This is a genomic window from Sphingobacteriales bacterium (assembly GCA_012517435.1).
In the GTDB taxonomy this organism is placed as follows: domain Bacteria; phylum Bacteroidota; class Bacteroidia; order CAILMK01; family JAAYUY01; genus JAAYUY01.
The window spans coordinates 35,476-52,411 of sequence record JAAYUY010000050.1 but is presented as its reverse complement, the minus strand read 5'-3'; the positions used below and the strand labels follow the sequence as shown (position 1 = coordinate 52,411).

General features: G+C 38.1%; 12 protein-coding genes and 1 tRNA gene. 9 read left to right on the top strand and 4 right to left on the bottom strand.

What is annotated here, in order from left to right:
• From GX437_03015 to GX437_02990, 6 genes are all read left to right on the top strand, one after another.
• Nucleotides 1-549 (top strand): glycosyltransferase family 4 protein (locus GX437_03015; GenBank protein NLJ06622.1); only part of this gene is annotated, 549 nt, incomplete at its 5' end.
• Between the two features lie 27 nt (nt 550-576).
• Nucleotides 577-1,617: a DUF354 domain-containing protein gene (locus GX437_03010; protein ID NLJ06621.1), complete on the top strand. Its 1,041-nt coding sequence runs from the start codon at nt 577-579 to the stop codon at nt 1,615-1,617.
• A 70-nt stretch (nt 1,618-1,687) separates the two neighbouring features.
• Nucleotides 1,688-3,289, top strand: a complete 1,602-nt coding sequence (locus GX437_03005) for a sugar transferase (GenBank protein NLJ06620.1) — start codon at nt 1,688-1,690, stop codon at nt 3,287-3,289.
• Between the two features lie 10 nt (nt 3,290-3,299).
• The gene (locus GX437_03000) at nt 3,300-4,949 is read left to right on the top strand and encodes a capsule assembly Wzi family protein (protein ID NLJ06619.1); all 1,650 of its coding nucleotides are present in this window, start codon (nt 3,300-3,302) and stop codon (nt 4,947-4,949) included.
• A 266-nt stretch (nt 4,950-5,215) separates the two neighbouring features.
• Nucleotides 5,216-5,289, top strand: a tRNA-Asn gene (locus tag GX437_02995).
• 43 nt (nt 5,290-5,332) lie between these two features.
• Nucleotides 5,333-6,316 (top strand): adenosine kinase, encoded by a 984-nt coding sequence (locus tag GX437_02990; GenBank protein NLJ06618.1) that lies wholly within the window; start codon nt 5,333-5,335, stop codon nt 6,314-6,316.
• On the opposite strand, the gene GX437_02985 is transcribed toward GX437_02990, so the two are convergent.
• Complete coding sequence (locus tag GX437_02985; protein NLJ06617.1) at nt 6,299-6,895, bottom strand: hypothetical protein; 597 nt, start codon at nt 6,893-6,895, stop codon at nt 6,299-6,301. The genes GX437_02990 and GX437_02985 overlap by 18 nt on opposite strands.
• Before the next feature lie 9 nt (nt 6,896-6,904).
• Entirely contained in the window at nt 6,905-8,377 is a 1,473-nt protein-coding gene (gene rpoN, locus GX437_02980; protein NLJ06616.1) for an RNA polymerase factor sigma-54, read from the bottom strand.
• A 192-nt stretch (nt 8,378-8,569) separates the two neighbouring features.
• Between rpoN and GX437_02975 the strand changes: the two genes are divergently transcribed.
• Entirely contained in the window at nt 8,570-10,108 is a 1,539-nt protein-coding gene (locus tag GX437_02975; GenBank protein ID NLJ06615.1) for an asparagine--tRNA ligase, read from the top strand.
• A gap of 2 nt (nt 10,109-10,110) precedes the next feature.
• Here the strand turns inward: GX437_02975 and GX437_02970 are convergent, their stop codons facing one another.
• Nucleotides 10,111-11,088, bottom strand: coding sequence for a deoxyhypusine synthase family protein (locus tag GX437_02970; protein ID NLJ06614.1), 978 nt, complete (start codon nt 11,086-11,088; stop codon nt 10,111-10,113).
• A 197-nt stretch (nt 11,089-11,285) separates the two neighbouring features.
• On the opposite strand from GX437_02970, the gene GX437_02965 reads away from it, so the two are divergent.
• Nucleotides 11,286-13,619 carry a TonB-dependent receptor plug domain-containing protein gene (locus tag GX437_02965; protein ID NLJ06613.1) on the top strand — a complete coding sequence of 778 codons (2,334 nt, stop codon included), beginning with the start codon at nt 11,286-11,288 and terminating at the stop codon, nt 13,617-13,619.
• 4 nt (nt 13,620-13,623) lie between these two features.
• The gene (locus tag GX437_02960) at nt 13,624-14,547 is read left to right on the top strand and encodes a DUF4249 domain-containing protein (GenBank protein NLJ06612.1); all 924 of its coding nucleotides are present in this window, start codon (nt 13,624-13,626) and stop codon (nt 14,545-14,547) included.
• A gap of 54 nt (nt 14,548-14,601) precedes the next feature.
• Here GX437_02960 and GX437_02955 read toward each other — a convergent pair whose 3' ends face one another.
• Nucleotides 14,602-16,890: a LamG domain-containing protein gene (locus GX437_02955; GenBank protein ID NLJ06611.1), complete on the bottom strand. Its 2,289-nt coding sequence runs from the start codon at nt 16,888-16,890 to the stop codon at nt 14,602-14,604.
• Nucleotides 16,891-16,936: the final 46 nt, after the last annotated feature.

Genomic DNA, 16,936 nt, shown 5'->3' with positions numbered 1-16,936 from the left:
GAACAAAAAATCATTTTGTTTGCAGGACGTTTTGTCAGGCAGAAAAATCCTAAATTAGCGATAGATGTTTTTAGAAAAGTGATAGCAAAATATAAAAATTGTATTTTATTAATGCTTGGATCAGGGGATCAGGAAGATGAAATGAGGAATTTGATTAAAACATATTCCGTTGATAATGTTTTCATTAAACATGATGTGCCACAAAATGAAATGGTTTACTATTACAATGCTGCTGATGTCCTGATAGTAACTTCTTTTAATGAAGGCGGGCCTCTGGTGGTCAAGGAAGCACTTGCCTGTAACTTGCCTGTGATCAGTACAGATGTCGGGGATGTAAAATCAGTTATTCAAGGAATGCCTTATTGCTATATTTCTTCAGGTGAACCTGAAGATTTTGCTGAAAAAATAATTTATTTACTTGAGGAATTTCATCCAACAGATTATCATTCTACTATGATAAAATACAGTGCTGATATCTTTTATGAAAAAATAACAGAAATATATAATGGGTTAATACGAAAATATTCTAATGACAAAAATAAACAATGATGGTGCCTGTTAAAAAATACTTAAGATTTGCCTTCAGTTCTTGTTGATATTGGTCATCCTGCTCACGTTCATCTGTTTAAACACCTTATCAAGAGATTGCAAAGACATGGTGTAGAGGTTTTCGTTACCGCACGGAAGAAAGATATTTCAATTGAATTGCTTGAAGAAGAGAAAATTGAATTTAAGCATTTGGGCAATAACCACCCCGGGCTTACAGGAAAATTAAAAAACCTGCTGGAATACGATTATTTACTTTATAAGTATTCTAAATCGATTAAACCCGATATTTTTATCAGCCATAGTTCAATTTATGCTGCCCATACGGCATTTTTGCTGGGGAAAAAGTGCATAACACTTGAAGATACAGGGAATGCAGATCAAAGTTTACTTTACAGACCATTTACAGATATTATTCTGACTCCTGAATGCCTCAGGAAAAACTATGGCAGAAAGCAAAAACGTTATAAAGCTTATCATGAGCTTGCCTATCTCCATCCTCATTATTTTGTCCCCGTCAATAATATTTTTGGGTTATTAAATTTACCTGAGGGGCAGCAATATATTTTGATTCGATTCGTTTCAAGAGTATCCAGCCATGATGTTGGGATAAAAGGAATAACCGCTGAAGGTCAAATAAAAGTTGCTGAAGAATTATCAAAATTTGCCAAAGTATTTATTACCTCAGAAAGGCCGCTTCCATCTAAACTTCAACCTTTTCAGCTTAAAATTCCATATTCTGAAATTCACAATGCCATTTATCATGCTTCATTGGTATTCGGGGAAAGTGCGACCATGAGCAGCGAGGCAGCAGTGTTGGGTACACCTTCAGTATTTTTCGATAAGATTGGCAGGTATTATACTCAGGAACAGGAAGAAAAATACGGGCTGGTATTTAATTTTACAAGGAATCAGTATGATCTTGATAAAGCCCTTGAAAAGGCTAAAGAGATATTGACTTCCCCTCATAGCAGGGAATACTGGCGGGAAAAGTCAAAGAAATTAGTAGAAGACAGCATCAGCCTGACTGATTTCATGTTTGATCTGGTTATCTCAGAATTAAAAAAATGATAATGATGATTGATTTTTATGATGCTGCCTGCCTAAATTTGCCGGATAATAAACAATTAAAAATGAGGGGATGAAGAATAGGCAGTTGATATTTATTTCAGGTGACATTATAGTAGTTACGGCCTCATTTTTATTTTTCGTTTACCTGAAGCCTGCTTCACTAACTACCTATTTACCCAACTATTTGCCTTCTTTCTTGTTTTACCTGTTTTTCTGGGTTTTAATTTCGGTAGTTTTCGGAAAATACAAATTCGTCAAGAAGAACAATTATATTCTTTCGCTAAGTCCGATTTTGAGAAGCAATGTAGTAATAATTGCCATCATCTCTATCATTATGATTGCCTCGCAGAAGTTATCCTATTCCAGGTTGGTTTTTTTCGGGACTTATTTTTCGTCATTCTTTCTTGAAATTGTGCTGACACTTTTCTTTTTCTACAACAAAAGACTGACAGCTGATGCAGATAAAGCTGCCGAGCTTGAGATTGATCTGGAGGATATTGGCAGGCCACCTCTGATACAGGAAAATGGTAAAGAAGGGATCAATATTCTTACCAGCGATCCATCCATTACAAATGCCATAAATAGCATTCTGGCGATTACTGTTCCCGAAGAGAAAATAAAGGAAATTGTTGATCTGAACAGGCAGCTTATCGAACGTGAATCTGGCAAAAATGTTTACCAGTTTATTTCCAGATTTATTGATATCACTTCCTTACGCAATCTGATATTTTCAACTACTTCAACTTTTAATATTGAAAAACAACCATTTAACGATTATGAATCGTTAATTAATCTGCACAGGATAAATGATGTCAGAAGAATTAATAAATTTTTGGAGGCAGTTAATCAGAAGTTAAGGAATGGGGGAATATTTATTGGATGTCTGGAAACAAAGGATTTGAGGAAGAGAAGAATATTTTCAAAATTGCCTCCTGGAATCAGCCATATTTATTATTTCTTTGATTTTATTTATAAAAGAGTAATGCCTAAGCTGTTTCTGACAAGAAAACTATATTTTTTTCTGAATCAGGGGCACAACAGGGTGTTGTCGCAGCAGGAAATGTTTGGGCGCCTGTATTCCTGTGGTTTTAAACTTTTGGAGGAAAAAGTGATGAATGGCTTACTGTATTTTGTTGCAAAGAAAATAAAGGAGCCGGTTTATGACTTTAATCCATCGTATGGAGCACTTTTTAAAATGAGAAGGATCGGGAAAAACGGAAAGGTGATTTATGTCTATAAATTCCGGACGATGTATCCGTATTCAGAATACCTGCAGGAATTTGTTTATGAAAGATTTAATCTGGCAGAAGGCGGAAAATTTGCCAATGACTACCGCATTACCACTTTAGGCCGTTTTATGCGGAAATACTGGCTGGATGAATTGCCAATGTTTATTAATTTTTTCAGGGGCGACCTGAAACTTGTCGGAGTCAGGCCTTTGAGTGCACATTATCTTAATCTTTACAGCGAAGAGGTCAGAAACAAACGACTGAAAACCAAACCAGGTTTAATTCCACCTTATTATGCCGATATGCCAAAAACTCTGGAGGAAATTCAGAAATCGGAGTTGAATTATCTGGAGCAGTATTTTAAAAATCCAATTCTGACAGATATTAAATATTTTTTCCTTGCGATGTATAATATCATCTTTAAAAACGCAAGAAGCAAGTAACTCCCAATAAATGAAATATATAAGATTTATCTTACTCTTTTTTCTTTGCTTTGCCAAGCATCTGTATTCACAAGACATACCGGTTCATCCGTCAAGTGAGAGGATATATGAATTTCTTGATGAAATGGCTTCCCTTCAGTTAATAGAAATTAATTCGGTTGTCAAACCTTTTTCGCGAGCTACTATTTCCGGACTTTTGTCTGAGGTCAACAATAATAAATCATTATTGAATAAACGGCAATCAGAAGAGCTTGAATTCTATTTGAAGGAGTTTGTCAAAGAGATCAATGAGTTTTCTTATTCCGATCATCTGATTAAAAGAATTGCTCATATAAGGGACAGACAGGAACAACGGGCAGATTTATTTTATTACCGGGATTCACTTTTTAATTTATCTATAAATCCTATTGGCGGGTTCAGGTATTATATTAATCAGAAAAACAGCCTGATGCATCAGTGGACAGGATTGGAAGCCAACGCTTACATTGATAAAAGATGGGGATTTTATGTGAATTTCAGGGATAACCGGGCAAGTGAACGACTGGTGGATAAATCATATCTGATTAATTTACCCGGGAGGGATAATAAAGGAAACGGAACTGATTTCAGTGATATCAGGGGTGGTGCAAGTTATTCATGGAGATGGGGCTCAATTGCTTTCAGAAAAGACCATTTTATCTGGGGGAGTAATTATCATGGTTCGGTCATATTTTCCGGAAGAATATTATCAATTCCTTATCTCAAACTGAATATTAAGCCTGTTAAATGGTTTGAATTCAATTATATACATGCATGGCTGGTCTCGGAAGTGGTAGATAGCAGTTCTATTGATGATTTTGGAGGAGGGGCAGTCAGAAAGAGTTTTTATCCTAAATTCCTTGCTGCCAATATCTATACGGTGAAACCCTTCAAATATCTTTATTTGTCAGCCGGAAATTCTATGGTATATTCCAGTTACAGAGCACAAATGGCTTATCTGATACCATTTTTGTTTTTTAAACCCATTGAGCATACCATTGCTGCCAGTAACGAAAACAATGCACAGATTTTTATTGATGTAAGTTCGAGAAATATTAAACATCTGCATTTTTACGGTACCTTTTATGTGGATGAAGTGAATTTCGGTAATTTTTTTGATACGGCCAAACATTCCAATTGGTTTGCCTATAAGGCAGGAGTTAAAATATCTGATTTACCCATACAAAACTTATTTTTTCTGTTTGAATGGACACGGACAAATCCAATGGTATATAAGCATTATTATCCAACCTCCACCTTTGAATCCAATCATTATTGTTTAGGAAGCTATCTTAGAGACAATGCACAGGAATATTACATCCGTCTGACATACAGGCCTTTGAAAAAATTACACCTGAATTTTGATTATACCTTTGCTGTAAAAGGACCGGATTATCCTGATGTCAGAAATGATCCCAATTATTTTGCAGGTGGAAAAAAATTCATGAGAAATGTTGAATGGACGGCTAAAATATGGCGTTTATATGCCGGATACGAACTGTTTCATGATGCACTGATTTATTTTGAATATTCAAATTCTGATATATCAGCCATTAATCAGACCCTATTGAATAAATATACTCCGGCTTATTATCAGGGGAAAAATTCAACCTGGAGTTTCGGAGTTAATTTCGGATTTTAACAGAGTTTTTTTTTAAGTATTTGATTATCAATATTTTTTGAATGATCAAAGAGGGTAAAGACTGTCTTTTTTCGAAAAGAATGCTGTTGAATATGAAAATGGAAAGGAATTCAGCAATGCGTAAGTCGTTCCATTTCTGACTCAGTAGCAGAGAGTGCTGACCATACGTCAATAAACAATAGATTGCTGAAAATCACATAGGAAAGAAAAATGAAAAAAAATTTTTGAGAGTTTGAAAAAGCATATATTTTTGCACGAAAATTTTTTCCTCCATAGCTCAGTAGGTTAGAGCGGTTGACTGTTAATCAATAGGTCGCTGGTTCGAGTCCAGCTGGGGGAGCTGAAAAGGCGGGATTTCCCGCCTTTTTCATTTTAAAATCAATATGATGCGTATTCTTGGAATCGGCAATGCCTTAACAGATTATCTTTTTCGGCTGGAAACTGACGAAACACTGGATCAACTCAAACTTCCCAAAGGGAGTATGCAACTCATTGACAGACAGCATGCCGGCTTTATTTTCAAGGCGATTGGCACAAATGCCGAACAGATAACTGCCGGTGGTTCCGCTGCCAACACAATTCATGGGCTTTCAGGACTGGGAATTGAAACAGGTTTTATCGGAAAAGTCGGGCAGGATGAGGTAAGTGAAATTTTTCATCAAAGCCTGATCAGAAGCAATATTAACCCTATTCTTCACCGTTCTGATACTGAAAGCGGTTTTGCCATTGCTTTTATTAGTCCTGATGGCGAAAGGACATTTGCAACTTATCTCGGAGCTGCAGTTGAACTGACGGCCAGTGATCTCAGGGAAGAAGATTTTGAAGATTATGATTTGCTTCATGTTGAAGGTTATCTTGTTCAGAATCATCAGCTTATAATAAAGGCAGCGGAGATGGCAAAAGAGAATGGTTTGTCCATCTCCATTGATTTGGCCAGCTTTAATGTGGTCAATGAAAATAAAGGCTTTTTAAAGGATTTCATAGAAGATTATGCAGATATTGTCTTTGCCAATGAAGAAGAAGCTAAAGCCTATACGGGTCTTGAATCTGAAAAAGCATTGAAAGAGATAGGGAAGCAATGTGATTATGCCATAGTGAAGCTTGGTAGCCATGGCTCTCTGGTTTATCATTCAGGAAAAATTGATCAGATCGGGATTTATCCTGCCACCTGCATTGATACGACCGGAGCAGGTGATTTGTATGCAAGCGGATTTTTGTATGGGTTATCAAAAAACCTGAGTGTCAGAAACTGCGGTGAAATCGGAGCTTTAATGGCCGGACATGTGGTAGAGGAGTTAGGTGCTAAAATTTCATCTGAAAAATGGCCGTTGCTTAAAGACATGCTTCGGCTATATCAGGAAGAATAACGTTAAAAGTGGTAAGAAACCTGCAAGAAAGCCCCAGATAATTTCTTTTAATGAATGTTGCTGAAGATAAAGCCTTCCGCTGGCTGAAATTCCACATAGAACAATCCAGATGATTAAGCTTATTCCATGTATTTGTGGGTTTTGTGATGCAAGAAATAACAGAATGGCAAGTATGCTACCGCTACCTGCTAAATGCAGGCTGGCTTTCATTCTGAAGTTCAGCAATAGCAGAAAAATTAGTGATAAGATGCTGAATCTCAGATAAAAAATAAGAAGGGACGGTAAGGCAAATTTGCCAGAAAGGAAAAGAAAAAGCAAGTAAAAGAAAGCGGTTACAACATAAATAAAAGGGCGTTTTTCCTTCGATTCAAGGTATAAATCTTTTTGTGTTAAGAATGTAAAAATTACCGGAAGTAAAACAGTATTAATCAACACAACAGAACAAAGCAGATAAAATGAACGTACACCCCTGTAGTGATAAAATAAAGGTGTGTTAAAATAAAGATAAACAGTCAGATAGAATACGTACCATACAGGATGCAGGAGAATGGAGATAGTACGAAAGAATATTTTCAGCATCGTTAACTTCTAAAGTTCCTTGCGGAGGCGGGCAACAGGAAGGTTCAGTTGTTCACGGTATTTAGCCACTGTCCTCCGGGCGATGTTGTAACCTCTTTCATTCAGCAATTCAGTAAGTTTTTCATCGGTCAGAGGCTTCTTTTTGCTTTCATTTTCAATGAGTTCTGAAAGAATTCGTTTGACTTCCCTGTTTGAAACCTCATTCCCGTCATCTTTCATAATGCCTTCGGAGAAAAATTCGCGTAAAGGATAAATGGCAATATCGGTCTGGACATATTTTGAACTCACCACACGGGAGACCGTACTGATATCCATGCCGATCCTATCGGCTATATCTTTGAGAATCATGGGTTTGAGTTTTGTGTAATCTCCCGTTTTGAAAAACTCTTTTTGATATTCCACAATGGTACTCATGGTCATCAGGAGTGTTTGTTGCCTTTGTTTGATGGCCTCTATAAACCATTTTGCGCTATCCAGTTTTTGCTTGATAAACTGCATCTCCTCCCTCATTTTCCTCGATTTCTTTTTCTGTTCGCTGTATTTTTCGAGTTTTTCCTGAAAGTCTCTGTTAATTCTTAATTGGGGAGAATTATGAGAGTTAAGAGAAATATCAAAGTCATTTTCGGAGATTTGAGTAACAATAAAATCAGGGATGATGTATTGGGATTTGATGTTGATTTGTGATTCCCCAGGTTTGGGATTTAGTTTAGTAATGATATTAATGGTTTCTTTTAATTCATCTCTGCTGATTTCCAATGCTTTGGTGAGCTTGTCATAGTGTTTGTTAGCCAGTTCGTTCAGATAATCTGAGATGATGCGGATAGCCAGTTGGGTATATCTGTCTTTGTTTTCTTTTCTTTCAAGCTGAATGAGTAGGCATTCGCGGAGGTCACGGGCAGCTATACCAGGCGGATCAAGACTTTGAAGGATATTAAGTATTTGTTCAAGTTCTTCCTCATCGGTTTTAATGTTGTTAATAAAGGCAAGGTCGTAGGAAATGCTTTTCAGAGGTCTTCGGAGGTAACCATCTTCCTCTATCATTCCGATTAAATGTTTGGCAATATTGAGCTGGCGTTCATCCAGGTCGAAAGAGTTTAATTGTTCCAGCAATGAGTCGTATAAAGTTTTATGGCTTGCCAGGGGAATTTCTTTTTTATCTTCATTCCCTGAATATTCAGGTGTATATTGCTGATAATTGTCTTCATCTCCGAGATATTCAGAAATATCGGGTTCATACTCTTCGGCAACAAAGTCTTCCTCAGATTCTTCATTGTCTTCATCAATAGCCAGAACGGTATCTTCATCGGCTTTGATTTCCTCTTCTTCATCCGGTTGATTCTGTTCAAGGGCAGAATTTTCAGACAATTCTTCCTCCACTTTATTGGCTATTTCAGAGGTGTTCAGTTGTAGAAGCTGGACAAATTGAATTTGCTGAGGCGATAGCTTTTGCTGCAACTTCTGACTGAGTGTCTGCTTTAACATAGATTAAGCTAAATTTGATTTATAACTGTTTCAAACTCAGTGCGAATTTACGATGAAATTTTTATTTATCATTCTTCATTGAATGAAAAAGTCAAATTGTACAATAAATGGATGATACTGAAAATCTTTCAGACAGGAAAAGATAAGTTTTCATAATACTTTTTTAAGTCTAATTTCGCACAAAAATTTTTTATGCATTTATTTTCAGAAAACAGTATATTGATAAAAAATATTGCCGGTTTTGAAGGAGAAACGGTTGAGCTTCAGGGCTGGGTGATGAACAGGCGTTCAGGCAAAGGAATTGTTTTTGTTATACTTCGGGACGGGAGCGGATTTATTCAATGTGTTGGAACGCAGTCGGATATTGGAGATGAAAAGTTTAACCTGCTTGAAAGCCTCGGACTGGAATCTTCACTTTGGCTAAAAGGAAAAGTGGTCAGGGATGATCGGCAGATTGGCGGATATGAGGTTCATATTCAGGATGTTAAAGTTTATCAGAATGTTTCTGATTATCCGATTACCAAAAAAGAGCATGGGGTTGAGTTTCTGATGGATAACCGGCACCTGTGGCTAAGGTCAAAACGGCAGTGGGCGGCTATGCGGGTCAGAAACCAGGTAATTTTTTCCATTCACAGGTTTTTTCAGGAAAGAGGTTTTGTGCAGATGGATTCCCCGATTTTCACCGGTAATGCAGTTGAGGGAACCAGCACACTGTTTGAAACGGAGTTTTTTGATAAACCTGCCTATTTAAGCCAGTCGGGGCAGTTGTATGGTGAAGCTATGGCTATGGCACAGGGGCTCATTTATACTTTTGGGCCGACTTTCAGGGCTGAAAAATCAAAAACAAGAAGGCATTTGTCAGAATTCTGGATGATTGAGCCGGAAATGGCCTTTTATGACCTGAAGAAAAACATGGATTTAATTGAAGACTTCATCCGCTTTCTGGTTGTCAATGTGTTGGAAAACTGCCGATTTGAGCTTGAGGTGCTTGAGCGTGACCTGACTTACCTGAAAAATGTGCTTAATCCGTTTGAAAGAATTACCTATGATGAAGCCGTTAAGATTTTGAAAGGTGAAAAATCAGTCAATGGGAAAAATTCAATAGAACTGCTGAAAAACGATTTGGAACAGGCAAAGCAAAGAATGAAGGATATTGAAGCTGAAATTGAAGATAAAGAGAAGCTGGTGAAAGCGGGTGGACTGAAGAAAGGTGCAATGGCTTTTAATGAAGAGAAAATCAGGTTGCTGAAAGTTGAGTTAAAAGAGTTGCAGGAGCTTGAAAGGAATATTCCCCAATGGCTTGAATCTGCTGCAAATTTCGAATATGGAAATGATTTTGGCGGCTCTGATGAAACAGTGCTGACAAGGATTTTTGATGTGCCTGTAATGGTTTACAACTGGCCGAAAGAATGTAAGGCTTTTTACATGAAAGAAGTTGAAGATAATCCCTGCCTGGTAAAAGGTGTGGACGTGCTGGCTCCTGAGGGCTATGGGGAAATTGTCGGTGGAGGAGAGAGGGAAACTGATATTAATAAGCTGATATCCAGCATTGAACATCATAAACTACCTATGAGTGCTTTCGAATGGTATCTTGATTTGAGGCGTTTCGGCTCGGTACCTCATGCTGGTTTTGGATTAGGGCTGGAACGCTTTGTGTCGTGGATGTGCAAACTTCAGCATGTCAGAGAAAGCATACCCTTCCCGCGCATGATGGGAACACTATTCCCGTAAGATTATAAACCTAAGAGATAGGCAAAAATCAAAGGTGCAACTATGGTTGCATCAGACTCGATGATGAATTTGGGTGTGTCAATACCAAGTTTTCCCCATGTAATTTTTTCATTGGGTACTGCACCGGAATATGATCCGTAACTGGTCGTTGAATCACTGATCTGGCAGAAATACGACCATACCGGAATATTTTCCAGTTGAAGGTCCTGGTGAAGCATGGGAACCACACAGATGGGGAAATCGCCTGCAATACCGCCACCTATCTGAAAGAAACCTATTCCGTTTTTCCCTGCATTTTTCTGGTACCAGTCGGCCAGAAACATCATATATTGAACACCATGTTTAAGGATTTCAGGTTTGATAAGGCCTTCAATGCAATGAGCAGCGAAGAAATTTCCGCAGGTGGAATCTTCCCAGCCCGGGACTATAACAGGGATATTTTTCTCAGCAGCTGCCAGCAACCAGGAATGTTTAGGTTCAATCTGATAATTGTCTTTCAGCTTTCCGCCAAGCAGGATGTTGTAAAAAAATTCATGTGGAAAGTGTCTGGTACCATTTTTAGTTGCTTTCACCCATTCTTCAACCAGGTGATGTTCGATATGCCGCATGGCTTCTTCTTCAGGAATGCAGGTGTCGGTAACCCTGTTGAAATGATTTGTCAGTAAATCATATTCATCGGAAGGAGATAAATCGCGGTAGTGGGGCACTCTTTTGTAATAGTCATGTGCCACGAGATTAAAGACATCTTCTTCGAGGTTGGCACCCGTGCAGGTGATGATGTGAACCTTGTCCTGCCTGATCATTTCGGCCAGAGTAATTCCAAGCTCAGCCGTACTCATAGCACCGGCCAGCGTAATCATCATTTTATTACCCTGATTTAATTGTTCTTCATAGGCACGGGCAGCATCAATCAAAGTGGCTGCATTGAAATGCCTGAAATTTTCAATGATAAACCGGCTGACGGGTCCTTTCTTGTCCATATTCAATTTAATTTAACTGTTAATTTTAAGGCAAATTTAGGTTATTACATCATGATACCTGAAGCAGAAAAATTGTTTTTTGACAAAATATGACAACTGAACAAAAACAAACTGCCTTTTGTTAATATGGTTAAGATTTTGCAATAATTCTGACGATTTATAAAATTATGAATTCCGGAGGAAAAATTAACCTGCTGATGGCATTTTGTTTCATTATGTTGCCATTTATTGGTTTTACGCAATCAAAATACTCGATCAGCGGGTATGTGAAAGATGCTTCATCAGGAGAAGGCTTACTGGGTGCATCCATCTATGTGGTTGAAATAGAGAAAGGTACTATTACCAACCATTATGGATTTTATTCCCTTCAGTTGCCTGCCGGGAAATACCATCTGAAGATTTCTTATGTGGGTTATGAAGCAAAGGAGATGACAATTTCTCTTTCCAAAAATATTCAGCAAAATATTGAGCTTCAGCCAACAGTGGTGGTTGCAAGCGAAGTAGAAATCAAGGCTGAGCGTAAAAATGAAAATGTTACCAGTGGTGATGTGGGAAAAATTGACCTGAAGCCTGAAGTAATAAAAGAACTACCTGCCATACTTGGAGAAGTGGATATACTAAAAACCATACAGCTTTTGCCGGGTGTGATGTCGGCAGGGGAAGGGAATGTCGGATTTTATGTCAGGGGAGGAGGAGCTGACCAGAATCTGGTTTTGCTTGACGAGGCTCCTGTATTTAATACAGGCCATTTGTTCGGTTTCTTTTCTGTTTTTAATGCGGATGCGGTCAATAGCCTGAGCCTTTACAAAGGAGGGATGCCTGCAGAATTTGGAGGAAGGCTTTCATCCGTTTTGGATGTAACCATGAAAGAAGGAAATAACAGAAGTTATCATACCTCAGGAGGTATTGGACTTATTTCTTCGAGACTGATGCTCGAAGGCCCGATTGTAAAAGATAAAAGTTCTTTTTTGTTTGCGGGAAGGAGAACCTATGCCGATTTTCTGATTCAGCCGTTTATCAAAAATACAAATTTTTCCGGGAATGGTTATTATTTTTATGATTTCAATGCAAAAGTAAATTATCTCTTCAGTCAGAAAGACAGGCTCTTTTTATCAGCCTATCTGGGGGATGATGTATTTACTTTCCACAGCCCCGACAATGATTTCAAAGTCAGCATCCCATGGGGTAACTATACAACCACCCTCCGGTGGAATCATTTATTCAGTGACAAATTGTTTATGAATGCGTCTTTTATCTACAATGATTACAATTTCAGGCTGGATGTGGATAATGACAATTTTAAGGTCAATTTCTTTTCAGGAATAAAAGATATTAATGTCAAGACAGATTTCGGATATTACCCCGGTTTGCTGCATAAAATAAATTTTGGTACAGAATACGTTTATCATACCTTTATTCCCAGTACAGCACGTGCTTCAACTGCTGACGGACTTAATATCAATACGGATGACCTGAAAAGAAAATATGCCCACGAAACAGCAGTTTACTTTTCAGACGACTACGACCTGAATGACTGGTTAAAAATAACATCTGGATTAAGATTTTCAACGTTTACGATAGTTCCTCCCTATTCGGTTTTGCTTAAAAATGATGAGGGAGTTATTTACGATACTCAGTATTTCAGAGCCGGTGACGGGAATAAAACCTACAGTGGATTGGAGCCCAGAATCAATATCAGAATTATGTTGTCGCAAAAGGCATCGGTCAAGCTGTCAGCCAATTACAACAAACAATACATTCATCTCGTTTCAAACTCCACTTCCACATTGCCGACTGATGTATGGGTGCCCAGTTCGAAAATGGTGAAACCTCAAAGCGGCTACCAGTTTTCTGCCGGCTATTTCAGAAATTTCCTCGATAACAGTTTTGAGACATCAGTTGAAGTTTACTATAAAAAAATGTTCAATCAGATAGAGTTCAGGGATGGATATATTGAAGAACTTGGCAGGGAACTCGAATGGGATTTTGTTTTTGGAGAAGGTAAGTCGTATGGACTTGAATTGTTTATCAATAAAAAATATGGTGACTTTACGGGTTGGATCGGGTACACTTTATCAAAGACCACCCGCCATTTTGAAGATCTGGTAACCAAAGATTTTCCTGCAAAGTTTGACCGTACACACGACCTGTCTGTTGTATTACTTTATCAGCTGAATGACAGAATTTCTTTCGGGGCGACATTTATTTACGGAACAGGTGTGGCTACTACCTTGCCCATGAGAAGATATATCATTGAAAATACGTTGGTTAACGAATATATGCCCCGAAACAGCTACCGGATTGAACCGTACCACCGGCTTGATATTTCAGCCACTATCAAATCGAAAAAAGAGCGAAAAATAGACAGTGAGTGGGTTTTTTCCATTTACAATGTGTATAACCATAAAAATGTTTATTTCCTTTATATAGATACAGAAGGAGATCCGTTAAAGGGAACCTTGGACATACAAGCGAAAAAGGTGAGCCTGTTCCCGATTATTCCTTCCGTAACATGGAATTTTAAATTTTAACAGGATGATAAGAAAATGGCTTAAATATTTGATTTTTTCAGGGTTGATCATCTTAATGGGTTGTGAGGAGGAAATAACAATTAAATTGCCTGAAGGAGCCGACCAGCTTGTTGTGGAGGGCTTCATCGAACCCAACATGCCTCCCATTGTCATTCTGACCAGAACAATGCCTTATTTTTCAAAAACAGATGTCAGTACTCTTTCAGGAATATATGTTTCAGGTGCAGATATAAAAGTCTCGGACGGGACTAAAACAGTCAATCTTTTTGAGCTTAATTTTAAAAACCTTCCTGATTCCATTGCCGGATTTTTATCTGCCTTTTTGCAACTTTCGGTAGAAGACCTGAAAAAACTGGATTTTGTTATATATACCACGATTTCAATGTTTGGAGAAACAGGTAAAACCTATTCTCTTTCCATAGTTAAAGATACTTTCAGATTGGAGGCAAAAACCACCATCCCCAAGCCTGTTGTTCCTGATTCTCTTTGGGTTGAACATCATCCGGACCCGAAGAATGATAGTCTGAAGCTTATCAAAATGACCATAACCGACAGGGCAGGAGAAAAAAACTATTACCGGTATTTTACAAGTGTCAACAACGGAGCCTATTATCCTAACCGTTTCCGTTCCGTATTTGACGACAAACTGGTAGATGGGCAAAGTCTGATTGTACCAGTTGTCAGAGGTGAACCCCGTGTGGCAGATTTTAATCCGCTGACCTATGGCGTTTACAAAGTAGGTGATACTGTGAGTGTTAAACTATGTACGATTGATTTTGATCACTATACTTTCTGGAGCACTTTTGAAAACTCGGTTTCAAGCGGAGGTCCTTATGCGGTTCCTGTTCAGATCAAATCTAATATTAAAGGGGGGCTGGGTATCTGGGGCGGATATGGTGCAGTTTATCGTCAGATTATTGTCAAATAAAAAAGGCTGCCTGTAACAGACAGCCTGGTGAACAATGGTTTACAGCAACGAGCCTCAGAAAGAGAGATTTTTATTTATCGTTTGACCGGAAGTCATTAACTGAACGATGTAATTTCCATGTAATAACGGAACTTCAATAATCATCTGGCCGTAAGGGTTATTTAATTTCCGTGAATAAACATTTTTACCCAGCATGTCAAAAATATTGACCGTAACATTTTCAGCTTCCATTTTATTTTCAGGGAAAATAAGATAAAGATGATGGCTGCTGTTAAAGATACGAATCTGATTATCTGCGTTTTCCGAAAGATCGGTAATTTTCTTTGACTGAATAAAATGAAGGACAAAGCGGTCGGGATTGTCGATATTGGTTGATGTAAATAAATAATTTCCCTGGCGAAGGTTATGAATATTGCCGTTGAATTTATCTTCCAGAAATACTTCAATCCCCGGATCCATGTTTAGAAAATCCGGACTTATCTGATAGTTACCGGTTATATTGGCAATCAATGAAAGATTAACAGAATATGAGTTGACCAGTTCAGGGATGGTATTGATAGAATAATTTCTCTGGTCAGAATTGACAGTAAAGATTTGAGGAACATTCAGGTCGAAACTCAGTAATTTGTCTGCATCATATTGATCGTCAAATTCAAATGAAGCATTGGAGTTAAACCTGATGATGGTTTCATCGGAATAATTTTCATTCAAAACCTTAAGGGAAAGTACATTGGAAGCCGTTGACCTGTGATTGACCGACATAGTGGAGACCCTGGCGTTGTTATTAATGGCGAGGCTTCCACCTCCGGCATTAGCTTTTACAAAAAATCCCTGAGTAGCCGGAATATATCTCGAACCACCATTTGTGCCAGCACCGTTTGCATAGCTCATATAATTGTTAATGGCAGGGTCCCAAATATATATAGCACCTGTGATATTTGTTTTTGTCCATCCGCTGGCTGCATCCCAGTCAATGGTGCAGGGGTAGGGATTCCCGACAAGATTGTATCCATCTTTTGCGGCTGTCAGTGATATGCTGTAATTCCCTTTGTTCAGGTTGCCCTGAAGGTTGATGGTTTTGTTGTTAGTTTTGATATATGCATCATATCCTTTCATTGTGGTCAGTGTCTGGTTATTGGTTACTTTTACCCACTCAGAGGTTGGTTCATTATAGTAGTACAATGCTGACCCCCAGAAATAGTTGCTGTTTGCATTTGCAACCGGTGACGAAACATAGTGCCACCCGTTTGCAGTGATAATTCTTTCAATAATAATATTTCCTGTAACAGAAACATTCCCTTCATCCAGTATGGCTGCAGTTTTATTATTCCCTGCTTTCAATATCAGGTCTCCATTGACATTCAGCGTTTTATTGCTTGAAACCCGGAGGCATGCCCCTGATTCGATATTCATGTCTTTTGCCTTTGAGTTGGAGTTTTGAATTTTAGGATAGTTTGAGGCTGAAGAAGGGATATTTACCTTTGCATAACCATGAGGTTTAATTTTAATATCCCAGTTGTTTTCGTTGTCCCAGTCGTCTGAGCTTGTTCCTGTCCAAGTAATTTCTTTCGGAAAGGCTGTTGAATACCATACAGGACGTTTTGTTGTATTAGGGATAAAAATACCCGGGTTACTATTGTTTTTAATATCATAAACCATTTTTCCTGTTCCTTCATTCATTTTAAAGTATCCAATCAGATTATTCCATAGAGAATCAGAACTGGTGATTTCTTCAAACATCCTTTTCTGAACCTGATAAGCACTTAATTTGGTGTTCCAGATTCTTACCTCATCAACATAGCCACTTAAACTAAGTTTCTTGTACGTTTTATCGTAATCCTCATTTAACTGCATGCCAATGTTTAATCCGTTGCGGGTGGTGTCGCTCAGGTTGGAATAAGATAAGGTAAGAGAGCTTGAGGTTGTATTTTCAAGTTGTCCGTTTAAATATAAATCAATACCGGATTGGTTCCAGCATGCTGCAACATGATACCACCTGCCTGTACTGAGCGAAGAAGATGTCTGCAATGATACCTCATTGGCCCCGTTGACAAGCGCAAAATATAATTTATTGTTATTCCATAACTGAAGGGTGTAAGCCTCATCACTGAAATCTTTTCTGTCGCCTTTATGGACAATTCCGGCAAAATTATCGTAATTATCCAGATAAAACCATGCTTCAACAGTGCCTTGTGTGGTCAGATTTAATGCAGAACTGCTTTTTGAATGGATTCCGTTATTGTTGTCTCTGTCGAATCTGACACTTTGTGCATTGACATTTACCAATATCAGGAAATAGCTTGATATAAACAGCAGAATCCCTTGAGTTACAATCTTTTTCATAGCCATCGTATTTAAAACAGTCACATCTATATAACTTGATATTTAT

Coding starts and splice junctions, on each gene's coding strand:
- GX437_03005 (NLJ06620.1), top strand. CDS start 1,688: ATGAAGAATAGGCAGTTGATATTTATTTCAGGTGACATTATAGTAGTT.
- GX437_03000 (NLJ06619.1), top strand. CDS start 3,300: ATGAAATATATAAGATTTATCTTACTCTTTTTTCTTTGCTTTGCCAAG.
- GX437_02990 (NLJ06618.1), top strand. CDS start 5,333: ATGATGCGTATTCTTGGAATCGGCAATGCCTTAACAGATTATCTTTTT.
- GX437_02985 (NLJ06617.1), bottom strand. CDS start 6,895: ATGCTGAAAATATTCTTTCGTACTATCTCCATTCTCCTGCATCCTGTA.
- rpoN (NLJ06616.1), bottom strand. CDS start 8,377: ATGTTAAAGCAGACACTCAGTCAGAAGTTGCAGCAAAAGCTATCGCCT.
- GX437_02975 (NLJ06615.1), top strand. CDS start 8,570: ATGCATTTATTTTCAGAAAACAGTATATTGATAAAAAATATTGCCGGT.
- GX437_02970 (NLJ06614.1), bottom strand. CDS start 11,088: ATGGACAAGAAAGGACCCGTCAGCCGGTTTATCATTGAAAATTTCAGG.
- GX437_02965 (NLJ06613.1), top strand. CDS start 11,286: ATGGCATTTTGTTTCATTATGTTGCCATTTATTGGTTTTACGCAATCA.
- GX437_02960 (NLJ06612.1), top strand. CDS start 13,624: ATGATAAGAAAATGGCTTAAATATTTGATTTTTTCAGGGTTGATCATC.
- GX437_02955 (NLJ06611.1), bottom strand. CDS start 16,890: ATGAAAAAGATTGTAACTCAAGGGATTCTGCTGTTTATATCAAGCTAT.